We start from the raw sequence: 25,302 nt of genomic DNA, 5'->3' as shown, positions 1-25,302 counted from the left end.
CATGTTTGTTCACTTTTTCGAAAACCTTCGCAAAGCCGGTATCCCCGTATCCCTGCGGGAATATCTGACCTTTCTGGAGGGTATGAAAAAGGGGCTGGCAACCTATGATGTCGAGGCGTTCTATTACCTCGCCCGCGTGTCGATGGTGAAGGACGAACGCAATATCGACAAGTTCGACCGCGCTTTTGCCGCCAGCTTTGAAGGGCTGGAACAGATCGGGTTCGAACAGGTCCTCGAAGCCGTCGACATCCCTGCCGATTGGCTGGCGAAGATGGCGGAGAAGCACCTCAGCGAAGAGGAAAAAGCCGAGATCGAGGCCCTTGGCGGGTTCGACAAGCTGATGGAGACGCTGAAAGAGCGGCTCAAGGATCAGCAAGGCCGCCATCAAGGTGGCAACAAGTGGATCGGTACGGCAGGAACGTCGCCCTTCGGAGCCTACGGGTACAATCCGGAAGGTGTGCGGATCGGCCAGAAGGAAAGCCGTCATCAGCGCGCGGTCAAGGTTTGGGACAAGCGCGAATTCAAGAACCTGGACGACACGGTCGAACTGGGCACGCGCAACATCAAGGTCGCGTTGAAGCGCCTGCGCCGCTGGGCCCGCGAGGGTGCGGCGGAAGAGCTTGATCTGGACGGCACCATCCGCGCCACAGCCGAGCATGGATATCTAGACGTCAAAACCCGGCCCGAACGGCACAATGCCGTCAAGGTGCTGTTGTTTCTGGACGTCGGAGGCTCAATGGACCCACATATCAAAGTGGTTGAAGAGCTGTTCTCGGCCGCAAGAACCGAATTCAAGCATCTGGAATATTACTACTTCCACAACTGCCTGTACGAAGGTGTCTGGCGTGACAACATCCGCCGCTGGGACCAGCAGACGCCGACCCATGAGGTGCTGCGCACCTATGGTCCAGATTACAAATGCATCTTCGTCGGCGACGCCTCGATGAGCCCTTATGAGGTCGCCTATCCCGGCGGTGCCAATGAACATTGGAACCAGGAGGCTGGCCAGATCTGGCTACAGCGGGCACGCGACCAATGGGCATCGAACCTGTGGATCAACCCAGTGTCTGAGAAGTATTGGGAATATACCCACTCAATCGGAATGATCCGCGAGATTTTTCAGGATCGGATGGTGCCGATGACTCTGGCCGGGCTGGAAAAAGGAATGCGCGAGCTGACGCGATAACGCCAGCCCGCGGATCAGGTTCTGCCGAGGCCGGGATTACCCGGCGATGGCCTGAATGCCCAGAAACAGAACACCCGACAACACAGCCGCCGCGGGCACGGTAATAATCCAGGCTGCTATGATCGTCATAAAGTGCGAGCGGCGCACCAGCTTGCGCCGGCGGCGTTCTTCCGGTGCCAGAACCGTCCGCTCAGGCACTGTAATGCGGGCTTTACGCAGCCGTCTTTCAGCATCCCATTCCCGGAAGAAGCCGACGCCAAAGACGGCACCCACTGCAATATGGGTCGAGCTTACGGGAAGACCCAGCCAACTGGCCACGATAACGGTGATGGCTGCGGACAGCGCAACGCAATAGGCACGCATCGGGTTAAGTTTGGTTATTTGGCTGCCAACCATTCGGATCAGTTTTGGCCCAAACAGGAACAGGCCAAACGAAATGCCAAAGGCGCCGATGATCATGACCCAATAGGGAATACTGATCGCCTGGGTGAAATCACCTGAGGCAGAGGCTTGCACGATGGCCGCCAAAGGACCAACGGCATTGGCCACATCATTGGCCCCATGTGCAAAGCTGAGAAGTGCAGCGGACACGATCAGCGGAATGCCAAACAATATTTTGAGGGACTTGTTGCGGTTCTCCAGCCCTTCGGATTGACGCCGAATAACCGGAATCATCACGGCCCAGACCAACGCCCCGCAGACTGCCCCGATCAGCAGAGCAGTGCTCAGGTCGATCTTGACGATCTTCTTGATACCCTTCAGCGCCAGGTAGCTTGCAAACGCCCCCGCCATGATACCAACCAGCATCGGAACCCATTTCCGGGCCGCCGCGATCTTGTCGTCCTGATAGATGATCCTGGCCTTAATGAACCAAAGAAAACCAGCCGCCACCAGACCGCCAAGCATCGGCGAGATAACCCAGCTGGCCGCGATCTTGCTCATCGTCCCCCAGCTTACTGCGCCAAAACCGGCTGCGGCGATCCCCGCCCCCATGACGCCTCCGACAACCGAGTGGGTCGTGGACACGGGCGCTCCGACCCAGGTCGCCAGGTTGACCCAAAGCGCCGAAGACAACAAAGCCGCCATCATCGCCCAGATGAATACAGTCTGCGTTCCCATGCTTTCAGGAGCGATAATGCCCTTCGCGATCGTGGAAACAACGTCACCTCCAGCGATCAGCGCGCCTGCACTTTCGAATATGGCAGCAATCGCGATGGCGCCCCCCATGGTCAGCGCATTGGCCCCGACCGCCGGTCCCATATTGTTGGCAACATCATTGGCCCCGATATTCAGCGCCATATATGCCCCAAACATTGCCGCAAGTACTACGATCAGCGTGTTGTTGCCTTGTCCGAACAGGAAGGCTGCCACAAGACCTGCGACAACGATAAAAGAAAGCGCGATGCCAGACCCGACAAATGGGCGACCCACCTGGGAGGTTGCCACTTCTAGCCGAGAAAAGCGTCTAAGGTCGCGGTCAAGCGTTTCCAGGTGGCGGGCTTCGTGGTCATTGTTGGACATTGTGTGTTCTCCGACGAGTTCCCGTGCGGATAAGGCGGCAGGCGGCGTTTTTCAACAGTTAGAATCCTAAAGAACCCAGTTTCCACTGCGTCATGGCAGCTAGGAAGCCTTTCAGGCCCACGGAAACGCTGATGCCTTGCCCTTGTGTCTGCTTATCCCCATATCAGAACCATGCTCCGAATTACTCCGATTCTTCTGGCGGTTCTGTATGCCGTGGTGATGTACCGGATCTCGGTCTGGCGCACCCATCGCGAGCTTGACCTGAAATCGACCGAACTGGCCGATCCCGCCCTCAAGCGTATGACTGACCGGCTGGCGGCGGCGCTGGGGATCGAGAGGGTTCCGGTCTATATATATGAAATCGACCCGGTGAACGGGCTTGCGGCGCCGGATGGACGAATATTCATCACACGCGGGTTTTATCGCAAGTTCCTCAATGGCGAGGTTTCCGCCGAAGAGATGGCGAGCGTCATCGCACATGAACTGGGGCATGTGGCCTTGGGTCATGCTCGGCGGCGCATGATTGATTTTTCTGGGCAGAATGCGTTGCGGACAGCCTTGATGCTGCTTCTGAGCCGGTTCATCCCATTCATCGGTGCGATGATTGCAAATGCGCTGACTGCGCTTTTGGCGTCGCGCCTGTCACGTGGGGATGAATATGAAGCAGATGAATATGCCGCCGCCCTGCTGACCAAAGCCGGAATCGGCATCGGCCCGCAAAAGTCTCTGTTTCACAAGCTTGAGGATTTGACGCAGCAACGCGCGGGCGTTGTACCCGCCTGGTTGATGAGCCATCCCAAAACGGATGAGCGGATTGCGGCACTGGAAGTGCTTGAGCAGCGTTGGGCGCGTGGCTGAGGCTCGGCGGCGAGAGGCCAGCCCCTCGCGCTCTCCGAGGTAATTTTAGTCAGATGAAGCAGGGACCCCAATTAGCTGGCGAGCGCTTTGCCCAGACGCGGCAGGCGGGCTTTTTTCATCAATCCACGCAAAGTCCATGTATCGCCTGACAGGCGGTTTGCTTCGGCCAGTACCTGCTGTGCAAGCTGGTCCAGCCCTTGCGGGTCGTTATACCAGAAACCATGCAGCAGACTGTCAGGGTCGCGCCGCTCAAGCCCTTCTTCTGCAAGAATATTTCTGGGGAAATCCTTGGCGTTGACCGTGACGATGGTATCCGCTGACGCGGCTACTGCAGTGGCCAAAACGTGGATATCAGCGGCGTCCGGCAGCCAGAGCCGAGCCTGCAGGCCATCATTGGCTGGGCGTTCTGCCTTGGGCCATTTGACCTGCGTCAGGGCAATCTCGGCACGGGCCTGCGCCTCGCCCTCGGGGCCCAGCTTGCGTGCGGCGCGGGCCCATTCCTCGAGGATGCGCGCCGACCATATAGGGGTGAAATGACCTAGTCGGGCGGTGCCCAACAGCATCTCACGCATCACCGTTGGATAGATGACGCAGGTATCGAGTACAGCCTTCATAACCGGTAGAACACGGCCTTGAGGTAACCGCTTTCTGCCAGCTGCGGCAGTTGCGGGTGATCAGACCCGGCAAAGCCCGTATGGATCAGTTGGGCTGAGCGCCCGGCGCGCCCGATACCACGGGATGAGGCGTCGCGGAAGCGGCCCAGATCAGCAGCGTGCGAGCAAGAGCATAAGCCCAGATATCCGCCCGGCTTGACCAGTGTGGCGGCCAATCGCGCAATGCGTTCATAGGCCCGCAGCCCTGCATCCAACGCCTGCCTTGATGGTGCAAAGGCGGGAGGATCACAGATAACGACGTCAAATTTAGCGCCTTCGTCGTTCAATTGAGCCAACACATCAAAGGCATCGCCTTGGCGCGTGTCGAATTGATCGGCAAAGCCAGAAGCCTCGGCCCCTTTTGCGGCCAACTCCAATGCCGCGGCCGACCCATCGACCGACAGCGCCTGTCCGGCGCCACCCGCCAGCATCGCCAACCCGAAGCCTCCGACATGGCTGAAGACATCCAGTACCTGTGCCTTGGGTTGAACCAGCTGCGCAGCAAAGGCGTGATTGGGGCGTTGGTCATAGAACAGGCCGGTTTTCTGACCGCCCGCCAAATCCGCCATATAGGTTGCACCGTTCATCAACACGGGCAAAGGCGCATCTGGGACAGTGCCGCGCAAGGTCAGGTTGACATCATCCAACCCTTCCAGACCGCGTGTCCGGCCCGAGGCGTTTTTCAGCACGGTCGTCACGCCGGTCACGGCGGTCAGTGCATCGGTCAACATATCCAGATGCGCTTCGGCCCAGGCAGCGTTGGGCTGGATCACACACGCCTCACCGAACCGGTCGATGATGACACCCGGAAAGCCATCCGCCTCGGCATGGATCAGGCGGTAAAAGGGCGAGTCAAACAGGCGTTCGCGCATATCAAGCGCGCGGCGCAGACGGGTTTCGAACCAATCAGCCGTCAGCTCGGCGTCAGGATCGCGGTCCAGCACACGGCACATGATTTTCGATTCAGGATTGACCGCCACCAGCGCGATCGGCGCGCGATTTTCATCCTCGAGCACGGCCAGCGCGCCAGCAGGGATTTTGCGCGTGCGACGGTCGGTGACAATGTCATTGGCATAAACCCACGGGAAGCCATGGCGCAGGCCGCGCGCATTGGCTTTGGGTTTCAGGCGGATACGGGGACGGTCTGCAGTTTGGGTCATGGCGACCTCATAGTCGCGAACGCGCCGAGGGGAAAGCCCTAGCGGTTGCGAGACCGCCAACCACCGCGCCGTTTCGGCGCCTGAGCTGATTGCAACCCTTCGGTCAGCACCTGTGTCATTGGGTGATCGACCTCATCTTTGGCATAGCTGGCGTGCAGGTCAGACAGGGCTTGCCTCTGATCACGCCCCTCCGGAAGGCTTAACGCCCAGTCCAGAAAGATACTGCGACATTCGGGCAATGTGATGCCATCGATGCGATAGGCCTCGCGGATCAGGCCTTTGTGATCGTTCGGATCGTCATTGCGCGGCATCTTTATCCTCCTGAATCACGCGGCCGATAATTTCGGCGGCGATATCGTAGCTTTCCTGCAACGCGGCCTGCAACTGTTCTACCTGCTCATACCCGGTGGCCCGACACAGGAAGGCGGAACCGCCCTCTCCGATTTTATCGGCCTCGATAACCTTACCTGACAACAGTCGAGCTGCGCATTGCACAGACCAGCATAGATCGTAGCAATCCTTCAACGTTTGCGCCTGAGCGACATCCAAAAGCGCGGCTGCGACTGCACCGTCCAACCCGGCATGTACATCGCGCTTTGCAACACCGGACAGTAAAGCGCCTGTTTCGGCCATCAGCTCTATGTCCATCATGCGTCCGGCCCCATTCTTGGCATCCCAAATACCGGCGGGGGTTTTCGCGGCTGCCAGACGCGCGCGCATTTCGGCAACTTCGCGCAAAACCTGCGCCTGATCGCGGGGGCGCGAGACAAGCTGTGATCGAAAGCCCTCGATATCGTCGGCCAGTGAGGGCTCACCGGCGACGGGATTTGCGCGCGTCAGAGCAAGGTGTTCCCACACCCAGGCCTCATTCTGCTGATAGTTCGTGAAGCTGGCCCAACTGGTTGCCACCGGCCCCTGATTGCCCGAGGGGCGCAGCCGCATGTCGACCTCATAAAGTCGCCCCTGCGACATTGGGGCCGACAGCGCCGTGATCAGTGCCTGCGTGAACCGGGCATAGTAGGTCCGCGTGGCAAGAGGCCGTGGGCCCTCGGACATGTCCTGATCCAGCGGGTCGTAGATCACGATCACATCAAGGTCAGATTGCGAGTTGATCCGCCCTGCCCCCAGGGATCCCATGCCCAACACAGCGGCACCGCGACCAGGTGCGGGCCCGTGTTTGCTGGTGAACTGGTCCACAACACATGGCAGGATCGCAGCGATCACCGCGCTTGCAAGTTCGGCATATTGCTGCCCCGCCTGCACGCCGTCGATCAACCCGCGCAGATGGTGAACGCCGATCCGGAAATGCCATTCCTTGCACCAGCGCCGCGCCAGATCCAGTTGGCTTTCGTAGTCTTGTTCCTGCGACAGCTCTTGTTCCAGTTCGTCCTGGAGCACGGCTTGGCCCGGCCAGTCGTCAAAGAAGCTGCCGCCAATCACCGCATCAAAGACCGAGGCGTTGTGCGACAAATGCGCGGCCAATGCATGCGACGTGCCTACTATATCGACAAGCAGGTCGATAAGCTGCGGGTTGGCCTCGAACAGAGAAAACAGCTGCACGCCCGCAGGCAACCCGCGAAGGAACCCGTCCAGTGCCAGCAGCGCCTCATCCGGTTGGGCGGTTTTGGCAAGACGCGTCAGCAGCTCGGGTTTCAGCCGTTCGAAAATCCGCGCCCCGCGCTGAGAACGCAGTGATGGGTAGGTCGTCCAGCGCGCCAATATGCTTTCGTCAAATTCAACTTCTGGCAAAGGTGCACGGGCTGTCGGGCCGGGGGCGAAAAAACCTTCGGTCAACTCATGAACCTCGGTCAGTCGCCGTTTCAGATCCGCAGTCAGATCGGCGCTATCAATCCCCATCAGGCATGCAATCCGCTCAATCCCGTCCGAGGATTGCGGAATCTTATGGGTCTGCGCATCATGGATCATCTGAATGCGGTGTTCGACTTCGCGATGCGCGCGGTAGTGATCGGTAAGCTTTTCAGCCACGTCCTCGGGCACCCACCCTTTGCCGGCCAAAGCCGCCAAACCCGGTACAGTGCCACGCACGCGCAGGTCCGTATCGCGACCTCCGGCAATCAACTGTCGGGTCTGAGTGAAGAATTCAATCTCGCGTATCCCGCCTTGCCCTAGTTTCATATCATGACCCGGAATGGTGAGCGCACCGCCTGTCCCTTTGTTTTCGCGGATACGCAAGCGCATGTCATGGGCATCCTGAATAGCGGCGAAGTCCAGATGCCTTCGCCAGATGAAGGGGCGGAGCGTATCCAGGAAACGCTGCCCCGCAGCGATATCGCCAGCGCAGGGGCGCGCTTTGATATATGCGGCGCGCTCCCAAGTGCGGCCCAGACTTTCATAGTACCGTTCGGCAGCTTCCGCAGCCAGACAAACTGGCGTCACCGCAGGGTCAGGCCGCAGCCTTAGATCAGTGCGAAATACATATCCATCCGCTGTCTTGTCACTGAGTGTGGCGCAGAAATTCCGTGTCGCCCGGACCATCCCTTGCCGCGCTTCATAGAAATCGTCCGGATCATAGCGCGTTTCGTCAAACAAAACGATCAGGTCGATATCAGAGCTGTAGTTCAACTCATGCGCACCCATCTTGCCCATGGCCAATATGATCATTCCCGCGGCAGAGGCGACATCATCTTCGGTCATCCCCGGCAATTTACCTCGCCGGATCAAGGTTGCAATCTCGGCCTTGGCGGCAACATCAGCTACCATGGCCCCGAAATCGGTTAGTGCCCCTGTAACTTTTTCCAACGGCCACGCCCCTGCCAGATCCGCCAGGGCGGTCAACAGCGCCAAACGCCTCTTGGCCTGCCTCAGCCCCGGCCTGAGTTGATCCGAAGGCAAGGTCCTTGCGGTTTCCATAATGGATGCAAGTATCGCGTCCGGTTGTGCCAAAGCTTGCGGTAGCCAGTCGGCTTCCAGATCAATCAGGCCTTTGAGATAGGGGCTGGAGCCCGCAGCCCCTGCGATCAGTTCCCCCTGCTCAGGTGTAATGCCACCCACTGCTTCGCGCGCTTCGGAACCAAGTGAAGGATCAAAGGCGCGCGGTACACGGTTGACGGCAAGAAGTCCTGTCATTTCATCTCCGAAGACGTGGTTTTAGTATTTCTGTGGCCAAATTTCTAACCCGACATTGCAACAATCTGGCGCATAACTCAAAACAGCGCCGCAGCAGACAACCCAGTCAATGTTTGAAAGAAACCGTGGTGCGTTAGACTGAAATTGCGCTTGTTCAGATTTCAGGTCAACCATCCGAAATTCAGAAATGTAAATCATTTTCACATTGACCTCTTGTAACTGGGTTTGGTGCCCCCATCTATTCAATGTGAAAGCAATTTACATCTAACCCGGAGAGCACCAATGACCGCATTGACCGAACACGCCGTCCCTGAAAACCCGGGATGGCTCAGCCGCGCAGAAGCCTGGCTTGACGATAAAGGCAAAGGGGCCTGGATCGCTGCCATGGTCCTTGGCTTTATCTTTTTCTGGCCCGTCGGCCTGGCCCTTCTGGCCTACATGATCTGGAGCAAACGTATGTTCAACAAATCCTGCAGCCGTCGCAAATCCTGGCACAGCCACATGAGCGCAATGAAACCCTCGGGCAACAGCGCATTCGACGCCTACAAGTCCGACACTCTGGCTCGGCTGGAGCGTGAGCAACAGGAATTCGAAGCGTTCCTGCATCGCCTGCGCGAAGCGAAAGACAAGGCCGAATTCGACCAGTTCATGGATGAACGCGTCCGCGAGAACCGCGAAAGCGATGAAACCGGCGATAACGCCTGATCGACCTTGCCCTGTTCCGACAATCGGGACAGGGTATTTGAAACATCTACCGGAATGACCCGTATGCACTCCTTGCCAGACCCGAACCGACAGCCCGAGTTTTACCAGTCCGTCACGACCAAACGGTTCCTGGCCTGGCTGTTCGATATCGCCTTTATTTCGCTGCTTTGTACCGTCGCCATCGTCCTGACCCTCGGGCTCGGCGTACTGATACTCGCCCTGATTTATGCGGTGGTCAGTTTTGTCTATCGCGTCGTCACAATCGCCAACGGCTCGGCCACTCTGGGTATGCGTTTCATGGGGGTCGAACTACGCGACGCTTTTGGTGAACGAATGGACACAGGTAAAGCGGTCGCACACACAGCCGGTTATTTTGTCAGCATGGCATTTCCGGTGCTGCAAATCATTTCAGTCATCATGATGCTGACCGGCGCGCGCGGCCAGGGCCTGACTGACACCCTTCTCGGCACGGTTATGATTAACCGTCGCGCTTAAAAGACTGTCGCGTGAATCACTTGGCGGCTCCGGGAACGGTTGTTATCATCCCGTTTCAGGAACCATAGGACATTCATGCGACACACGCTGCCAATCGCGCCGCAATTCTACGTTACGGCCCCTCAGCCTTGCCCTTATCTTGAGGGCAAGATGGAGCGTAAGCTGTTCACAGCCCTGCAAGGCGAAGGCGCGAATCAACTGAATGACTCCCTTTCCCAGCAAGGGTTTCGACGGTCTCAGAACGTCCTATACCGCCCTTCCTGCACTGATTGCGCCGCGTGTTTGTCCGCGCGGATTGACGTTTCGGCCTTTCAACCCAGCAAAAGCCAGAAGCGCGCGGTCAGGCGGAACTCATATTTGCGACGCCGGGCGAATTCCCCATGGGCTACCGACGAACAGTATGACCTGTTCCGCACCTATCTTGACACCCGACATGCGGATGGCGGCATGGCGGATATGGACGTCTTCGAATTTGCAGCCATGATCGAAGAGACCCCCATACGCAGCCGAGTGGTCGAATATTCAGACCCGGAATCCGGTAATCTGATCGCTGTCAGTTTGACCGATGTCTTGGACGACGGGCTGAGCATGGTCTATTCATTCTATAGCCCGGATCAGCCCCAGAATTCACTGGGCACGTACATGATCCTGGATCACATCGACATCGCACGCGAGGCGGGTCTGCCCTATATTTATCTTGGCTACTGGGTGCCTGGCAGCCCGAAAATGGGATACAAATCCCGCTTTGCAGGGCTGGAAGTGTACAGTCAGGGCGAATGGAAACGGGTCAAGGATCCCTGTGACATTGCACATGACGGCCACCACCCGCTGTCCACCGCCCCCATCGCCGAACAGGTTGCCAGCATCCAACTGCCTGATCGTCACCCGACCAAAGGCTGAAACCTGATGCGACAAAGCCTCCACGCCGTTACGCTTGTTGTGCCGGATTACGATGATGCCATCGCCTTTTTCACGCATACACTCAGCTTTTCCCTGACGCAGGACATCGACTTGGGCGCTGGAAAAAGATGGGTCCGCGTAACCCCACATGGATCCACCGGGGGCTCACTTCTTCTCGCCAGAGCCGCCGATGCAGATCAGAGAACCGCAATCGGCAACCAGACAGGTGGTCGGGTCGGCTTCTTTCTGGAAACAGACAATTTCGACCGCGACTATAAGGCCATGCTGGCCAAAGGCGTCCATTTCGAAGAAGCCCCGCGCCATGAACCATATGGAACCGTAGCAGTCTGGCAGGACCCGTTCGGAAACAGATGGGATCTGATCCAATTCACCTGATCCGCATCTTCATCTGGCCAAAAATACCTCGGGGTTGAATTGACCGCAGGCCAAGAAGGGGCTGGCCCCTTCTACCTACAAACAAAGCAAAGGGGGCCAGCTGGCCCCCTTTTCATTTGAACACATGATCTTTGATCAATTCGGGATCAGATCCGGCACGATGGTCACAATCGCAGGGAAGAACCAAAGGATTCCGATACCTACCACCTGGATCAGCACAAATGGTACAATCCCACGATAGATGTGGCCGGTGGTCACTTCTTTCGGCGCAACCCCGCGCAGATAGAACAGCGCAAATCCAAAAGGTGGTGTCAGGAACGAGGTCTGCAGGTTCACCGCCACCATGATCGTCACCCATTTCGGATCAAAAGACCCGCCATAGATTACCGGGCCTACAATCGGGATCACGATGTAAATGATCTCCAGGAAATCCAGCACGAACCCAAGGAAGAACAGCACCAGCATCACGATCAGGAAGACCGTGAATTCATTGTCAAAGCTCTTGAGGAACTGCTGGATATAATGCTCACCGCCAAACGAGATCACCACAAGGTTCAGCAACTGAGACCCGATCAAAATGGTGAACACCATTGAGGTCACCTTGGCGGTTTCCCGCACCACCGGGGTCAGCACGCCGCTGGAATACAGAACCCAGCAGCCGAACAGCAAACCGAACAGGGCATACAGATAGGCCGCATAGGCTATGATGAAGGCAATCCAGGTTTCGGCCGAGGCGCTGCTCTGATTGATGCGCAGATCAAAATTGACCCCCATCAACAGGGCAATGACCACGGCGAAGGTGGCCCAGATGATGACCTTGCCAGACCGCTCCTGATCTTGCAGCTTGCGATAGGCCGCCAGCATGATCGCACCACCTGCGCCCAAAGCCGCCGCCGGTGTTGGGTTGGTCACCCCACCCAGGATCGACCCCAGCACCGCGATGATCAGAACCAGCGGTGGAAAGACCACCCGGATCAGATCATTGGTGGCACAGCGCGCCGCAGCCTCTTTGCAGCCATAGATGGCCAAGGCAAAGGGCAACGCCAGCATCACAAAGGTCAACCCTGACGACGTTGTTGGCGACACGAACAGAATATCGACAAGCAACATCAGGATCAGACCAATGGCCCCAAGGATCAGCGGCTGCGGCGACCGAGACGGCGCGATGCCCCGACCCATCACAATGGTCAGACCCAGCAACAGAACCATCACCGCAACACCCGTTCCAATCGGAGCGGCGTTGGCAATCTTCTCCTGCTGCGCGGTGGCAAGCTCTTCCTCGGTCAGACGAGTTGATTCTGCGGCACCACCTGCGTCATCAATGGCCGTTTGCTCGGCCACGGCCTGATCCCAAGCGGATTGACCATGCAGCTCGATCATCGAGGCTTTGCAGGTTTCGGAAACGTTGGTCCGCAGCGATGCGCCCTGCCCGATATCGGAGAAGGCCGAGACCGAGACATTTTGGCTGCCGATGACCCCTAGATTGCCCAGCAGAACCGTACCCACGATCAACGCGACAGGTGCACCCAGCAACCAGGTGAAACCTTCTGAACGGGTAATGGGCTCTCCGCTGCCGCCGGTCATGGGCACCGCAGGCGCCTTATGCGGGTTGAGCAGCGCATAGCCAAAGGCATAAAGCGCATATAGCAGCGCCAGCATGATCCCTGGCAGCAAGGCGGCCTGGAACAAAGTACCAACCGATACGACCGCAGGCTGACCTAGATAGGTCAGCGCGTCTGTACACCCGGCATCAACCGCGCGCGTCTCTTGCGCGGTGGAATACAAGTCACCGGCCAGAGTTCCCAGCAAAACAATCACGATCGAGGGCGGAATGATCTGCCCCAGCGTTCCCGAAGCCGCGATGACACCCGTCGCCAATTCAGGCGAATAGTTGTTGCGCAGCATGGTTGGCAGCGCCAGCAAGCCCATGGTCACCACAGTCGCGCCCACGATCCCGGTTGAGGCCGCAAGAAACGCCCCCACAACCACAATCGAGACGGCCAGACCACCCGGCAACGGTCCAAAGACGCGCGCCATTGTGGTCAGCAGATCATTGGCGATCTTCGACCGTTCAAGCGTGATGCCCATCAGCACGAACATCAAAACCGCCAGAAGGGTTTCAATGGACTGACCGGCCAGAACACGCTCGTTCATGCGGTTCACGATGAACGACACGTTGCGGTCCAGAGCGGTTTCCCAGCCCGAGACAAAAACAGGCTCGGCAATCCTTGGTAAGTCCGGGAAGCGGAACACTGATATGGTATCGGGTTTAACCCCCGTGCTGACCAGATCCTGATACGCCGCAGAGCCGGTGTCGATCGCCTGGTGAATCAGCAAACCTGCGCTGTCCAATGCGGCGATGATGCCGAATGAGATCACTCCTGCCCCGCCGATGGCGAAGGCCACCGGAAAACCGGATAGAATACCTCCGAAGAGGCAGAAAAATACGATAATGAGGCCTATCTCGACGCCATCAAGTCCGAATAGCATTGTCTGGTTCTCCGTCCCTAATGCGCGCCTTCGTAGGCTTCTTCACCCTCGCCAAGGCTGTCCTTGTCGAGGTATTTTCCAACACTTTCCGGGCCTTCCACATATTCCAGATACGAGCGGTACAGGAATGCAATCGCGTGCAGGAACACCATCGCTGCGAAGGCGATCAGCAAGATCTTGAACAGGAAATAGCCGTTGAATCCGTTGGGGCTGAACCCGATGGTTTCCACGTTCCAGCGCAGCGCGCGGGACTTGGCCACCAGCCGGTCCAAAGTATCACTGGCCGAGGGCTTCGGCACGATCAGATGCCGCCACATGAAGTACCAGCCATACATCCAGGTCAGCACCGCCATCGGCATCATGAACAGTATGGCACCACACATGTCGACCACACGTTTGGCGCGGTGGCTGATGCCGGCATAGATCAGGTCAACGCGGACATGGCCGCCCTGTACAAAGGTGTAGGTGCAGCACAGGCACACGACCATGGCGTTATACAGTTTCAGCTCTTCCGCGAACCAGCTGATATCCATCTGAAACGGGATACCCAGCCCAAAGGACATATCCGGGCGGGTAAAGACCCGCTGCATGAACACGATGATGATCTGCTGAACCACCATCAAAAGGCCTGCCCAGGCGAAGAAACGCCCCGTCGTGTTGGCAAAGCCTTCTAGCCCGCGCACCATCGCCCACATGAAGTTGCGGTAGTAAAGACCAATGGCCGTCAACACCAGAAACAGCGTGAAAACCACAAAGAAGAACTCGACCGACCCGCCGTAATAGACAAAGCGCATGACTGCTTCTTTGTCCGACCAGTCCAGCCAGAGTTGCGGATGCGTGATGGCGTATCCGAAATTAATGAAGGCTTCGGCAATGTTCTGAATGAACCATATCAGTCCATTCCACAGGGCGCCGAAGAACGAGATACCGTTTTCGTCCTGCATGTTGTCCCCAGGTCGCGTCAGTTGCACATTTGAGAGTTACAGTTTGTCCGACCGTCAGATGCGCAACGGGAATGGCTCCCCCGACATGCGGGGGAACCGATTTCAAAGATCGAAGTGACTTAGCCGCGAACGCGGTCGCGCTGCGAGGTGTAGACACCCGACGACAGATTGTTCCAGGCCGAAGACGCGGCCATGGATTCCATCGCGCTGTCGTGGATGCGCTTGAACAGCTCGTCGCCCATGTTCTCGTCCAGGACTTCCTGGCTTGCGGCACCAAACGCGTCCCAAACGCTGTCCGGGAACTCCATGACCTTGACGCCACCAGCCTGCAGACGCTGCAGCGCCGCGCCGTTGTTGGCCAGGAATTGCGCCAGGTTCCACTGATGGCATTCACCTGCGGCGATCTCGATGATCTTCTGCTGCGAGGCAGACAGGCTGTCATAGACCTCGCGGTTGGTTGCCAGCGAAAGACCCGCACCCGGCTCATGGAAGCCCGCGGTGTAGTATGTCTTGGTGATTTCCTGGAAACCGGCTTTTTCGTCAGCCCACGGACCGATCCACTCGGTTCCGTCGATCGCGCCGGATGACAGCGCCTGATACACTTCGGAGCCCGGAATGTTCTGCACGGATGCGCCCAGTTTACCCAGAGCTTTACCGCCCAGCCCCGGCATGCGGAACTTCAGGCCGTTGAAATCTTCGGGGCTGTTGATCTCTTTCGAGTACCAGCCACCTGCCTGCGCACCGGTGTTACCAGCCAGGAAGGATTTCAGGCCAAAGATTTCGCCCAGCTCGTCATGCAGTTCCATACCACCGGCATGGTAGTACCAGTTCACCAGCTCCTGGGCGGTCATACCAAACGGAACAGCGGTAAAGAATGCATAGCCCGGATGCTGACCCACAAAATAATAGTCTGCCGCGTGGTACATATCGGCCTGACCGGATGATACCGCGTCAAACACTTCGAACGCGCCAACCAGCTCACCGGCTGCTTTGATCTCAACGTTCAGGTTGCCGTCCGACATGGTGGTGATGCTGTCGGCGCAACGCTGCGCGCTGTCGAACACACCTGCAAGGCCACGGCCCCAGGATGTGACCATGGTCAGCGTGCGCTTGCCCTGTGCATAGGCCGGTGCCGCCAGCGTGGTCGCTGCAGCAGCCGAGCCGCCCAGTGCGGATGTTTTCAGAAATGAACGACGGTCCATATGAGTGATCCTCCCCTTCATAATCATGACCCGGATTGTCCGGGCCTGTCGTATTCAACAGCGGCAAGACTAGTCACAAGGAAGTGAAAGGGAATACCTACTACTGCGTAGAAACGCGGCTTTCTGCGCGAATTGCACAGGCAATAACGGTCCAATCATAGCAAAACAGGGATTTTTGGTGCCGTTTTCCCGCCAGACGCCCAATCTTTTTGCAATTTTGCTGTGGCTTGCGTATCGATTCGTCCATGCAAAGACTTCGACAACTGGTCTCGTTGACCTATGCTCAAAAGCTGTCGCTGGTGGCGGCGATCCCGCTGGTCGTGGCGGTGGCCGCGATTGCGGTGATGGTTGCCTATGAGGCGCGCGCCACTGCCGAGCGCGAAATTGAAGCACTGGAACGCTCTTTGATTCAGGCCAAGAAGGAAGAGCTGCGCAACTATGTCACTCAGGCGCGCAATGGGTTTGCCTATATCTACGGGCGCGCGGCTCCGGATGACACAGCCGCCAAAACTCAGGTCGCGCAAATCCTGTCGGCCATGATCTATGGGCAGGACGGGTTCTTTTTCGTCTATGACTATGACGGCACCAATCTGGTAAGCCCCCGTCAGACTGAGTTCATCAACCGAAATTGGGAGGGTCTGACCGACAGCGACGGCACACCGGTGGTGAATGAGTTCATTCGCCTTGCTCGTCAGGGTGCGGGTTGGCACAGCTTTATGTGGCAAAAGCCCTCGACCGGGGAAGAAGCGCAGATGATCGCCTATGTCGTCGGCCTTCAGGATTGGCGCTGGGTCGTGGGCACCGGGGTATTCATCGATGACATTGTTGCCGCAGTTGCCAGCGCACGGGCCGAGGTTGAAGCGCGCGTGCAGCGTACCTTCATGTATATCGGTGCCATTGTTCTGGCCGCTGTTCTGATTGTCTTTGCCTCAGGCATGTTGCTCAACATCCGCGAAAGACGTCTGGCCGATGCCAAACTGAAACAGCTGACCCAGCGGGTATTCGACGCGCAAGAGGAAGAGCGCGGCCGTGTGGCACGCGAGCTTCATGACGGGATCAGTCAGATCCTTGTGGGCGTGCGCTTTGCGTTGGACAACGCCCGCCGTCGCCTGTCGCGCGGCGATGATGTGGGCGCGCATGATCCACTGGACAAGGGGATCGAGCATCTGGGAACCGCCATCAGCGAGGTCCGCCGCATCAGTCGCGACTTGCGCCCCGGCGTGCTGGACGATTTGGGCCTCGGCCCCGCGCTTGAGGCTCTGACAGATGATTTCCGCGAGAGAACCGGGATTGAGACCGATTTCTCGACCGTTGTTTTCCGCAACCGGCTGGATCAGGATAGCAAGATCGCCCTCTATCGCATTGCCCAAGAGGCCCTGACCAATATCGAACGCCATTCCGGTGCCACCCATGTCACCATCGATCTGCGCGGGCACAAGAAAGGCGCAACCATGCGAATAACCGACAATGGCCGCGGTTTGCGCAACTCTCCGGGTCGGGGCAGTACCGGGATTGGGTTGCGCAATATGCAGGAACGGATCGAGCAACTTGACGGATCGCTGCGTATTCTGTCATCACGCGGCCACCGCAGCGGCACAGTGATCGAGGTCAGCCTGCCACTCAGCCACCTGTTGCCGCCACAGGAAGACGCAACTCTGAACCGAAAGGCCGGTACATGAGCGACCAGACGATCCGGGTCCTGATTGTCGACGATCATCCAATGGTGGCCGAGGGGATCCAGTCGATCCTCGAAAGCTATGACGACATCACCGTGGTCGGGACACTCAGCAGCGGAAAGAAAGCGGTTGATCAGGTTGCGGATCTGAAGCCTGACGTCATCCTGATGGACCTGAACATGCCCGGGCTAAGCGGTCTGAGCGCAACCGAGATCATCCTTGAACGCATACCGGACACCTGCATTCTGATCCTGTCCATGCATGACAGCCCCGAATATATTTCGACTGCTCTCAGCCATGGTGCAAAAGGGTACGTGCTCAAGGACGTCCCAACGGATGAAATCAAAAAGGCCATCGATGCCGTCATGCGGGGTGAACAATACTTGTGCACGGGCGCAAGCGGTTCCCTCAAACCCAAAGGCGACACAACGCGCGAGGCTTTGACCGGGCGCGAGCAGACGATCTTGCTGGAGCTGGCACAAGGGAAATCGAACAAGGAAGTCGCCCAAACACTTGATATCTCAGTGCGAACGGTCGAAACCCATCGCAAGAACATCAAACGAAAATTGGGCATATCCTCAACTGCCGGCCTGACCCGCTATGCGCTGGAGCACGGCGTTCTACAGGGCACCAGCCCAGGGTTCTGATCCCGTAGCGCGGCACGCGCTGCTCGGCCTAGCCGCCGCAGGCAGGCGGGCAACGGGCGAGAGCACTCTTAGTTACCGTCAATCCAGAAGGGCGTCGCGCCGGACTCCTTCCTTGTCATGGTGATGCTGAAGAACACGCCCATATAACTGACGGGTCCGTTCCACCCCACCGCACATGCCTTCGGTTTCGACAAAAGAAAAGATCCCGACATATCGTCTGCGCTCTCCTTTCACGGGAGCGACCCGGTGCAAGGAATAGCGCCCTTTGAAAATCTGCAGATCCCCTGGGTTCAACACCAACTGGTGCACCCGTGTCCGATCACCGCCCAGAACCGCAGAAACAGCCGCGAAATTCTCATCCTCGGCGCTTCGCAGGTTGGGGGCATATTCGAATTCACCACCGAATTCTCCATTCTGAATGGCCAGCGTCACGGTGTAGTTGTTGGTGTCAAAATGCCAGGGAAACCCCTGCCCTTCTTCGACCACGTTGATGATGACATCAGCCAAAGGATCATCGTAGCGAAAGAACCGGTCTTCGGACTCGTTCAATGCCGTTCGAATGAAAGGTAAAAAACCAGCGAACTCATAAATACGTCGCAGCGGTCCGGATCTGGAAAAACTGTCCGCTGGCACAAAGGCATTCGACCGATCATAAAATCGACGCACCGGATGGCTTGGCGCCAATGCCGGGTCGTCTTTGGTGAAATACGGATTCGTTCGGCTAAATGACCTATGTGCACCAACGGCAGTCTTATCGGCTTCTTTCAGCAAACGCGCCACGCCATCCTCGTGTACGAAACCTGGAAGAACAGCACAGCCGTCCCGATCCAGCTCGCGCCTCAGATCACCTATCAGCTGCTCATATGCCCATGAACCGGGGCGGTCTATCGGGTATCGCCCGAGATCAACCAGATCCTGCAACATGTTCGGCCTCCCTCGCCACTGCAATTAAGTCAAGCGTGACTCAGCCTAAAATCACGATCATGCCCGTTTCGGACATCGGCATGACGCATTTCGACACTTCCGTGCCACTCGCCAAGCATTGCAAAGGGGCGAAAATCCCGAAAGTTCCGAACATGCGTCAAAATGCGCAATAAAATGTCGCAAAATACCACCCAGAAGTTAGAAAATTGGTGCAATTGCCTGTTGACGCCCCTTTCCACCGCCCATAATGTCCAACCCACGCAAAAAGGAGCCTCTGGCGATGAGAACGCTAGTCGTAATCGTAGGAACCACGCGCATGGGCCGGTAACGGTAAACCATAATCGAACCCATGCGCCTCCGAAAATCTCGGGGGCTTTTTTTATGCGAAACGCAAGACACATGTCGCGAACGGAGCAAAGCAGATGACACGTGAGATGACCGGCGCAAAGATGGTAGTTCAAGCCCTCAAGGATCAGGGCGTGGACACGGTATTCGGATACCCCGGTGGCGCCGTGCTACCGATCTATGACGAGATCTTTCTGCAAAACGACATTCGCCACATTCTGGTGCGTCACGAACAGGGTGCGGTTCACGCCGCCGAAGGCTATGCCCGCTCGACCGGCAAGCCCGGCGTTGCACTTGTGACCTCGGGCCCCGGCGCTACCAATGCGGTGACCGGGCTGACAGATGCGCTTCTGGACTCGATCCCGATTGTTGTTCTGACCGGACAGGTTCCAACCTTCATGATCGGCTCGGACGCCTTTCAGGAGGCTGATACTATTGGCATCACCCGCCCCTGCACCAAACATAACTGGCTGGTAAAGGACACGAATTCGCTGTCCGATACCCTGCACGAGGCGTTCCATGTCGCCACCTCGGGCCGCCCTGGTCCGGTTCTGGTCGATATCCCCAAAGACGTTCAGTTCGCAACCGGTGACTATAGCGCCCCAAAGCCCTCGACCTCGCACTACCAACCGATAGTGAAGGGCGATCTGGAAGAGATCACCGAGTTGGTTGCTGCGATTGAGACCGCCAAGAAACCCGTCTTTTACACCGGCGGCGGCGTCATCAATTCGGGCCCGGCAGCCAGCCAGTTGCTGCGGGAACTGGTAGACGCAACAGATTTCCCGATCACTTCGACCCTGATGGGTCTGGGCGCCTATCCGGCGTCGGGCAAAAACTGGCTTGGTATGCTGGGCATGCACGGGTTGTATGAGGCCAATCTGGCGATGCATGATTGCGATCTGATGATCAATATCGGCGCTCGTTTTGATGACCGCATCACTGGACGGATCGACGCGTTCTCGCCCGATTCCAAAAAAGCGCATATCGACATCGACCCGTCTTCGATCAACAAGGTGATCCGCGTTGATATCCCGATTGTTGGCGATGTGGCCCACGTGCTTGAGGACATCCTCAAGGTCTGGAAATCGCGCGGTCGCAAGACCAACACCGCAGCTATTGCGAAATGGCAGGAACAGATCGGCGAATGGCGCAAGGTGAACTGCCTTGCCTATACCAACAGCGAAAAGACCATCAAACCGCAATACGCGCTGCAACGCCTTGAAGAACTGACCAAAAAACATGACCGTTACATCACGACCGAGGTTGGCCAACACCAGATGTGGGCCGCTCAATACCTTGGCTTCGAAGATCCCAACCGCTGGATGACCTCAGGTGGTCTGGGCACGATGGGTTACGGATTCCCGGCCTCGATCGGTGTTCAGATGGCACATCCCGACGCGCTGGTGATCAACGTGGCTGGTGAGGCCTCGTGGCTGATGAACATGCAGGAAATGGGCACTGCTACGCAGTATCGCCTGCCGGTAAAACAGTTCATCCTGAACAACGAACGCTTGGGCATGGTGCGCCAGTGGCAGGAACTGCTGCATGGCGAACGGTATTCGCATTCCTGGTCCGAAGCGCTGCCTGATTTCGTCAAGCTCGCCGAGGCGTTTGGCGCCAAGGGTATCTTGTGTTCCGACCCCGCCGATCTGGATGATGCGATCATGGAGATGATCAACTATGACGGCCCCGTGATCTTCGACTGTCTGGTCGAAAAGCACGAGAACTGCTTCCCCATGATCCCGTCGGGCAAGGCCCATAACGAGATGCTGCTGGGCGAGGCCGAGACGCAGGGCGTGATCGATAGCAAAGGTTCGGTTCTGGTATGACAGCGCAGATGATCAGTTTTGACGCAACGCGCTTCCAGCCTACCCCGGACGAGTTGAACGAAGAAGCTGATGATTTCATCAATCCGGATGTGTTTGGCAAGGAACTCAGCATCTTTCTGAGTAAAGAGCTTGCCGCATCCGGGTTTGAAGTTTCCTTCGCCTGTGCCGAGGACTGGGGATGGTATCACGAAATTGATCATGACGAGCCGTTTGCCCTGGTTTTCGGCTGCTCAAACTATGGTGATGGCCATCTGGTTCAGTTCTCACCAAAGACCGAGCATGTGAGAAAGATGTTCAAGAAATACCACGCAGCCCCCAAGGTGGATGCATTGCGTGGCGCAATTTGGAAAATTCTGGAGAATGCCGAAGGTGTATCGAACCTTCGCTACGAAGAGGACTAGCTCAGCATGTCTGCCCTACATATCAAAAAAGGCTCCACCCGCCATTCGGCCTATAACCTACGACCCACGTTTTCCGACGTACAGGAACGCCATACCATCGCAGTTCTGGTCGAGAATGAACCGGGGGTTCTAGCCCGCGTCATCGGCCTGTTCTCGGGCCGTGGTTATAACATCGAAAGCCTGACCGTCGCCGAGGTGGACCATACCGGCCACCTCAGCCGCATCACCATCGTCACCACCGGCACCCCGCAGGTGATCGAACAGATCAAGGCACAGCTGGGCCGGATCGTATCGGTGCGCGACGTGCATGATCTGACGGTCGAAGGCGCGTCGGTCGAGCGGGAATTGGCCATCATCAAGGTGGTCGGCGACGGCGACAAGCGGGTCGAGGCGCTGCGTCTGGCCGATATTTTCCGTGCCAATGTCGTGGACAGCACGTTGAATTCATTCATTTTTGAGATCACCGGCGCACCTGACAAGATCGACGCCTTTGCCGATCTCATGCGCCCACTGGGTCTGATCGAAATCGCCCGGACCGGCGTTGCAGCCCTGTTGCGCGGCGATTGACCAAAACTGCCCCGCCGGCGAATCCAGTTGGCGGCGGGGTATCGGCAATACCCAATTTGCAAGATCACAATACGCCAAACGTGAACATCAACGTCACATTTTCCTAAAAAGTTTAAGCTAAATCAGAATTAACCTATTGCGTCTGTGCATCATCGCGTTAGCCTTCAAGGGTAGCGCGGCGTTGGGATGCGTCCGCTGGGTCATCTGTACGATTTCAGACAGCGCCTGGTTTGTTGGCCAGTTGTGTCGCGGTTATTCGGAATACACACAAGTACCGGGACGAAAATGACGAACGACAGCCGCAGCCCCGACGACCTACGCAGGATGTTCGGCGCCAATCTGCGAACTCTTGCTGGACAATATAATTCAGTTTCCGAGCTGTGCCGCCAGCTTGGAGTGAACCGAACTCAGTTCAATCGCTATCTTGGCGGTGAAAGCTTTCCCCGACCCGATGTCCTTGACCGAATATGCCGCTTTTTTGATGTTGATGCTCGGATTTTGCTCCATCCCTTGGATCAGATTGACCAACCGTCCAAGCACCCGGCTGCGGTCGCCCTGACCGAGTTTCTGGGGTCCACCCCAGCCACCCTGACTGAAATACTGTTTCCCGGCGGATTCTATTATGCGACCGAGACAGAGCTTGATGGCACAAAACCCCTGAGACACAGGCTTTTTCACGCCCGGAGGTTACCGCAATGTACTTTGGTTAGAGGGTTTGAACCAATTTCCGAGACACCCGGAGCATCAGTCGCAGAGCGCGAAGTCCAGGGTATCGTGGCCTGTGCCGGGCGGCAGATTTATATGCTCATGTCCTGTCGTGCGTCTCAGAAAAGCAGGATCTATCTGGTGACACGTGGAATTGAAAATCAAACAAACTGTTGGCGCGGTGTCGCAATTTGCCTGTCAAAAACTACAGCTACCGCAACGACGACACGGCGGATATTGCTCAGACATTTAGGGGACGACACCTCGACAGTCCTGGCCGCCGCGCGCATTGCACGCCGACCAGAAGCCATGGCCCGCGCTTGACAACGATCCTGGCGTGTTAACCCGCGATTTCCCCGCCCTGAGAGATCAGCCAGTATAGGTGCCAACTGGCGTGCCCCAATAGCGGCAGTACGATCAACAAGCCGAAAAACCAGGGGATCATTGCGGCAAACGTCAGAACCGCAATCAGCGCGCCCCACCCCAGCATCAATCTGCGGTTTGCGGCCACATAGCTATAGCTGGCAATCATTGCGGTCACAAAATCCAGCTCTCGGTCCAAAAGCATCGGAATTGAAAGCACCGTGATCATGTAGAGGATGGTCACAAAAATCGCGCCAACAGCTGTTCCAACCGCCAACATCGTCAACCCGTTTGATGTAAGGAACACCTCAAGGGACGAAGACACATTGGTCATGGTCGATAGCCCCATAAAAAGGGCAAAGATCATGTGGCCAAGAAAGAACCAGAACAGAAACATCACAACGATGATGGCGCAGATCGAAGGCAACTGACGGCGGCTTTGACCCAGGATTACGCCAAATATGGCCCGAGAATCCAAACCTTCACCCTCTTGAATGCGCCGCGATACCTCATACAGCCCCACCATGGCAAAGGGGCCCAGCATCGGGAAACCGATTGCGGCCAAAATCAGCCAATAGGTCGTTCCGGTCGTGAGAGTGACCCAAACCATCAGCCAACCCATCAAAACATAGAACCCGGAAAAGAGCAGCCCAAAGAGCGGAGCGCGGCGAAAATCGCTCCAGCCTCGCCTTAGGGCCTCGTGCAGCATTTCGACATCTACCCGCCCCATGTTCGGAACACCAAACTGTTTGTCCATGGCTTTTATCCTTCGTATCCGGTCGATTTTCAGGCGGGTCGTTTTTGCGGCCAACTGGTGGCAGAATGATATGCAGATCCGATGGACAAAATGCGAGAATCCGCTCCGCGCGGCCCAAAGATCTGCATCCCCATCGGCAAGCCTTCGGATCCAAATCCAACAGGAACCGAGAGGCAAGGCAGTCCGATCAGGCTGACCGGCACCACGACCTGCATCCAACGGTGATAGGTATCCATCCGGGTGCCGTTGATTTCGGTGGGAAATGCAAGCTGCAAGTCGAATGGCCAGACCTGGGCCGACGGCAGGATAAGCGCATCATAGTCCTGGAAAACTTCGGTCGCACGTCGGAACCACTCGGTTCGCACAACACTGGCACGATGGACCTGCATCGCTGTCAGCGCCAGACCGCGGTCCAGTTCCCATTGCGCAGTGTCCTTCAGTGACGCGCGGTGTTCTGTCAGAGACGCAAGACCGGCGGCCACGCTCCACGAACGCAATGTAATCCAGCTATTCCACATCTGGTCTGCGTCAAAGGGCGGTGTGAGGGGTTCGACCTTGGCCCCGAGTTGAGTGAACACCTCGAGCGCGTCACGGCAAATCTCGCGGATACCAGGTTCGAATGGAAAGGCTCCGCCCCAGTCATCCAACCACCCGATACGCATTCCGGTCAGATCTGCGGGTTGGACCGGAGACACGGCTTCCCCCGGATGAGCCAAAGGTTGAGACGGATGAGTGCCGCTGATCACATCAAGCAATAGAGCAATATCTTCGGGGCTCCGCGCCATCGGGCCCAATGTAGAAAGCTGGTGCAAGTACCCGTCACCGTCGGGTTCGTTTGGCACCCGCCCCCAACTGGGCCTGAAGCCATAGACGTTGTTCCATGCCGCAGGGTTGCGCAGGCTGCCCATCATGTCAGACCCATCGGCCAGCGCCACCATGCCAGACGCCAGCGCAACTGCTGCCCCACCGGATGAACCGCCGCAGGTACGCTCGGGGTCATATGGGTTGCATGTGACGCCATATACAGGGTTGAACGTATGTGAGCCCAACCCGAATTCCGGGGTATTGGTTTTACCGATCAGGATTGCCCCGGCCTCTTTCATCCGCTGGGCTAACAGATCGTCTGTTTCCGGAATGAACCCATTCAGGATTGGTGATCCTTGGGACGAAACGACGCCCGCAACATTCACCAAGTCTTTGACGGCAATCGGCAGACCATGCAGCGGACCACGGTTTGGTCCGGCATCAACAGCACGGGCCTCGGCCATCAAATCATCAGGATCACGCATCGCCACGATTGCATTCAGGCGCTCGTTCACTGCGCCGATCCGCTCTAGCGTCAGTTGCATCAGTTCAGCCGCCGATAAACGCCCAGAGGACAATGCACTCAACAATTCGGCTGCTGTTATTTGGCCTAGATCCATCCCTGGGCTCCACCTTTTTGGTCAGCCTAGCCGGAGCGTATCCTCATTTAAACCCTCAGTTTGAATG

General features: G+C 57.3%; 23 protein-coding genes. 12 read left to right on the top strand and 11 right to left on the bottom strand.

Translation table 11 applies throughout. The features are described 5' to 3' along the window. Nucleotide 1: 1 nt before the first annotated feature. Complete coding sequence (locus AC2FHW_RS04515) at nucleotides 2-1,186, top strand: vWA domain-containing protein (RefSeq protein WP_271947506.1); 1,185 nt, start codon at nucleotides 2-4, stop codon at nucleotides 1,184-1,186. A gap of 36 nt (nucleotides 1,187-1,222) precedes the next feature. Here AC2FHW_RS04515 and AC2FHW_RS04510 read toward each other — a convergent pair whose 3' ends face one another. After that, a complete protein-coding gene (locus AC2FHW_RS04510) occupies nucleotides 1,223-2,707 on the bottom strand; it encodes an inorganic phosphate transporter (RefSeq protein ID WP_142633316.1) in 1,485 nt (494 codons plus the stop codon). Nucleotides 2,708-2,878: 171 nt separating this feature from the next. Here AC2FHW_RS04510 and AC2FHW_RS04505 point away from each other — a divergent pair, with 171 nt between their 5' ends. Continuing rightward, entirely contained in the window at nucleotides 2,879-3,565 is a 687-nt protein-coding gene (locus tag AC2FHW_RS04505) for a M48 family metallopeptidase (RefSeq protein WP_142633315.1), read from the top strand. A 71-nt stretch (nucleotides 3,566-3,636) separates the two neighbouring features. Here the strand turns inward: AC2FHW_RS04505 and AC2FHW_RS04500 are convergent, their stop codons facing one another. The 4 genes from AC2FHW_RS04500 to AC2FHW_RS04485 are packed head-to-tail and all read right to left on the bottom strand — an operon-like array spanning nucleotide 3,637 to nucleotide 8,465. Continuing rightward, on the bottom strand, nucleotides 3,637-4,179 hold the full coding sequence (locus AC2FHW_RS04500; protein ID WP_271947510.1) for an RSP_2648 family PIN domain-containing protein: 543 nt from the start codon (nucleotides 4,177-4,179) through the stop codon (nucleotides 3,637-3,639). Beyond that, nucleotides 4,176-5,378, bottom strand: a complete 1,203-nt coding sequence (locus AC2FHW_RS04495; RefSeq protein ID WP_271947512.1) for an RSP_2647 family RNA methyltransferase — start codon at nucleotides 5,376-5,378, stop codon at nucleotides 4,176-4,178. Before AC2FHW_RS04495 ends, AC2FHW_RS04500 begins: the two co-directional genes overlap by 4 nt. Before the next feature lie 38 nt (nucleotides 5,379-5,416). Beyond that, entirely contained in the window at nucleotides 5,417-5,689 is a 273-nt protein-coding gene (locus AC2FHW_RS04490) for a hypothetical protein (RefSeq protein ID WP_142633309.1), read from the bottom strand. Next, complete coding sequence (locus AC2FHW_RS04485; RefSeq protein ID WP_142633307.1) at nucleotides 5,676-8,465, bottom strand: [protein-PII] uridylyltransferase family protein; 2,790 nt, start codon at nucleotides 8,463-8,465, stop codon at nucleotides 5,676-5,678. The genes AC2FHW_RS04490 and AC2FHW_RS04485 overlap by 14 nt, the downstream gene beginning before the upstream one ends. Nucleotides 8,466-8,747: 282 nt before the next feature. On the opposite strand from AC2FHW_RS04485, the gene AC2FHW_RS04480 reads away from it, so the two are divergent. The 4 genes from AC2FHW_RS04480 to AC2FHW_RS04465 all read left to right on the top strand — a co-directional run bounded on the left by AC2FHW_RS04480 (nucleotide 8,748) and on the right by AC2FHW_RS04465 (nucleotide 10,961). Continuing rightward, entirely contained in the window at nucleotides 8,748-9,170 is a 423-nt protein-coding gene (locus AC2FHW_RS04480) for a DUF2852 domain-containing protein (RefSeq protein ID WP_142633305.1), read from the top strand. Nucleotides 9,171-9,233: 63 nt separating this feature from the next. Beyond that, a complete protein-coding gene (locus AC2FHW_RS04475) occupies nucleotides 9,234-9,665 on the top strand; it encodes an RDD family protein (protein WP_142635100.1) in 432 nt (143 codons plus the stop codon). Nucleotides 9,666-9,740: 75 nt separating this feature from the next. Continuing rightward, complete coding sequence (locus tag AC2FHW_RS04470; RefSeq protein WP_281971951.1) at nucleotides 9,741-10,565, top strand: arginyltransferase; 825 nt, start codon at nucleotides 9,741-9,743, stop codon at nucleotides 10,563-10,565. Nucleotides 10,566-10,571: 6 nt separating this feature from the next. Continuing rightward, nucleotides 10,572-10,961: a VOC family protein gene (locus AC2FHW_RS04465; protein ID WP_271947522.1), complete on the top strand. Its 390-nt coding sequence runs from the start codon at nucleotides 10,572-10,574 to the stop codon at nucleotides 10,959-10,961. A gap of 135 nt (nucleotides 10,962-11,096) precedes the next feature. Here AC2FHW_RS04465 and AC2FHW_RS04460 read toward each other — a convergent pair whose 3' ends face one another. From AC2FHW_RS04460 to AC2FHW_RS04450, 3 genes are all read right to left on the bottom strand, one after another. After that, the gene (locus tag AC2FHW_RS04460) at nucleotides 11,097-13,451 is read right to left on the bottom strand and encodes a TRAP transporter large permease (protein ID WP_271947524.1); all 2,355 of its coding nucleotides are present in this window, start codon (nucleotides 13,449-13,451) and stop codon (nucleotides 11,097-11,099) included. A gap of 17 nt (nucleotides 13,452-13,468) precedes the next feature. Then, the gene (locus tag AC2FHW_RS04455) at nucleotides 13,469-14,395 is read right to left on the bottom strand and encodes a TRAP transporter small permease subunit (RefSeq protein ID WP_271947526.1); all 927 of its coding nucleotides are present in this window, start codon (nucleotides 14,393-14,395) and stop codon (nucleotides 13,469-13,471) included. Nucleotides 14,396-14,514: 119 nt separating this feature from the next. Next, nucleotides 14,515-15,597, bottom strand: coding sequence for a TRAP transporter substrate-binding protein (locus tag AC2FHW_RS04450; protein ID WP_142633295.1), 1,083 nt, complete (start codon nucleotides 15,595-15,597; stop codon nucleotides 14,515-14,517). 245 nt (nucleotides 15,598-15,842) lie between these two features. Between AC2FHW_RS04450 and AC2FHW_RS04445 the strand changes: the two genes are divergently transcribed. After that, complete coding sequence (locus tag AC2FHW_RS04445; protein ID WP_271947528.1) at nucleotides 15,843-17,276, top strand: cache domain-containing protein; 1,434 nt, start codon at nucleotides 15,843-15,845, stop codon at nucleotides 17,274-17,276. Beyond that, on the top strand, nucleotides 17,273-17,920 hold the full coding sequence (locus AC2FHW_RS04440; RefSeq protein WP_142633290.1) for a response regulator transcription factor: 648 nt from the start codon (nucleotides 17,273-17,275) through the stop codon (nucleotides 17,918-17,920). The genes AC2FHW_RS04445 and AC2FHW_RS04440 overlap by 4 nt, the downstream gene beginning before the upstream one ends. Before the next feature lie 78 nt (nucleotides 17,921-17,998). On the opposite strand, the gene AC2FHW_RS04435 is transcribed toward AC2FHW_RS04440, so the two are convergent. Next, complete coding sequence (locus tag AC2FHW_RS04435; RefSeq protein ID WP_271947530.1) at nucleotides 17,999-18,844, bottom strand: HalD/BesD family halogenase; 846 nt, start codon at nucleotides 18,842-18,844, stop codon at nucleotides 17,999-18,001. 422 nt (nucleotides 18,845-19,266) lie between these two features. On the opposite strand from AC2FHW_RS04435, the gene AC2FHW_RS04430 reads away from it, so the two are divergent. The 4 genes from AC2FHW_RS04430 to AC2FHW_RS04415 all read left to right on the top strand — a co-directional run bounded on the left by AC2FHW_RS04430 (nucleotide 19,267) and on the right by AC2FHW_RS04415 (nucleotide 23,015). After that, nucleotides 19,267-21,018: an acetolactate synthase 3 large subunit gene (locus tag AC2FHW_RS04430; RefSeq protein WP_271947532.1), complete on the top strand. Its 1,752-nt coding sequence runs from the start codon at nucleotides 19,267-19,269 to the stop codon at nucleotides 21,016-21,018. Nucleotides 21,019-21,026: 8 nt separating this feature from the next. Beyond that, complete coding sequence (locus tag AC2FHW_RS04425) at nucleotides 21,027-21,419, top strand: hypothetical protein (RefSeq protein ID WP_496691088.1); 393 nt, start codon at nucleotides 21,027-21,029, stop codon at nucleotides 21,417-21,419. A gap of 6 nt (nucleotides 21,420-21,425) precedes the next feature. Then, nucleotides 21,426-21,986 carry an acetolactate synthase small subunit gene (gene ilvN, locus AC2FHW_RS04420; RefSeq protein ID WP_142633282.1) on the top strand — a complete coding sequence of 187 codons (561 nt, stop codon included), beginning with the start codon at nucleotides 21,426-21,428 and terminating at the stop codon, nucleotides 21,984-21,986. Between the two features lie 186 nt (nucleotides 21,987-22,172). Then, the gene (locus AC2FHW_RS04415; protein WP_496691086.1) at nucleotides 22,173-23,015 is read left to right on the top strand and encodes a helix-turn-helix domain-containing protein; all 843 of its coding nucleotides are present in this window, start codon (nucleotides 22,173-22,175) and stop codon (nucleotides 23,013-23,015) included. A gap of 16 nt (nucleotides 23,016-23,031) precedes the next feature. Here the strand turns inward: AC2FHW_RS04415 and AC2FHW_RS04410 are convergent, their stop codons facing one another. Then, the gene (locus tag AC2FHW_RS04410; protein WP_281971948.1) at nucleotides 23,032-23,811 is read right to left on the bottom strand and encodes a DUF2189 domain-containing protein; all 780 of its coding nucleotides are present in this window, start codon (nucleotides 23,809-23,811) and stop codon (nucleotides 23,032-23,034) included. A 29-nt stretch (nucleotides 23,812-23,840) separates the two neighbouring features. Next, nucleotides 23,841-25,235, bottom strand: coding sequence for an amidase (locus AC2FHW_RS04405; protein ID WP_496821477.1), 1,395 nt, complete (start codon nucleotides 25,233-25,235; stop codon nucleotides 23,841-23,843). Between the last annotated feature and the right edge of the window lie 67 nt (nucleotides 25,236-25,302).

The sequence above is a fragment of the Ruegeria sp. YTSA108 genome (assembly GCF_059610185.1).
The sequence above is the reverse complement of the archived record's forward strand: the minus strand, read 5'-3'. Positions and strand labels throughout refer to the sequence as shown.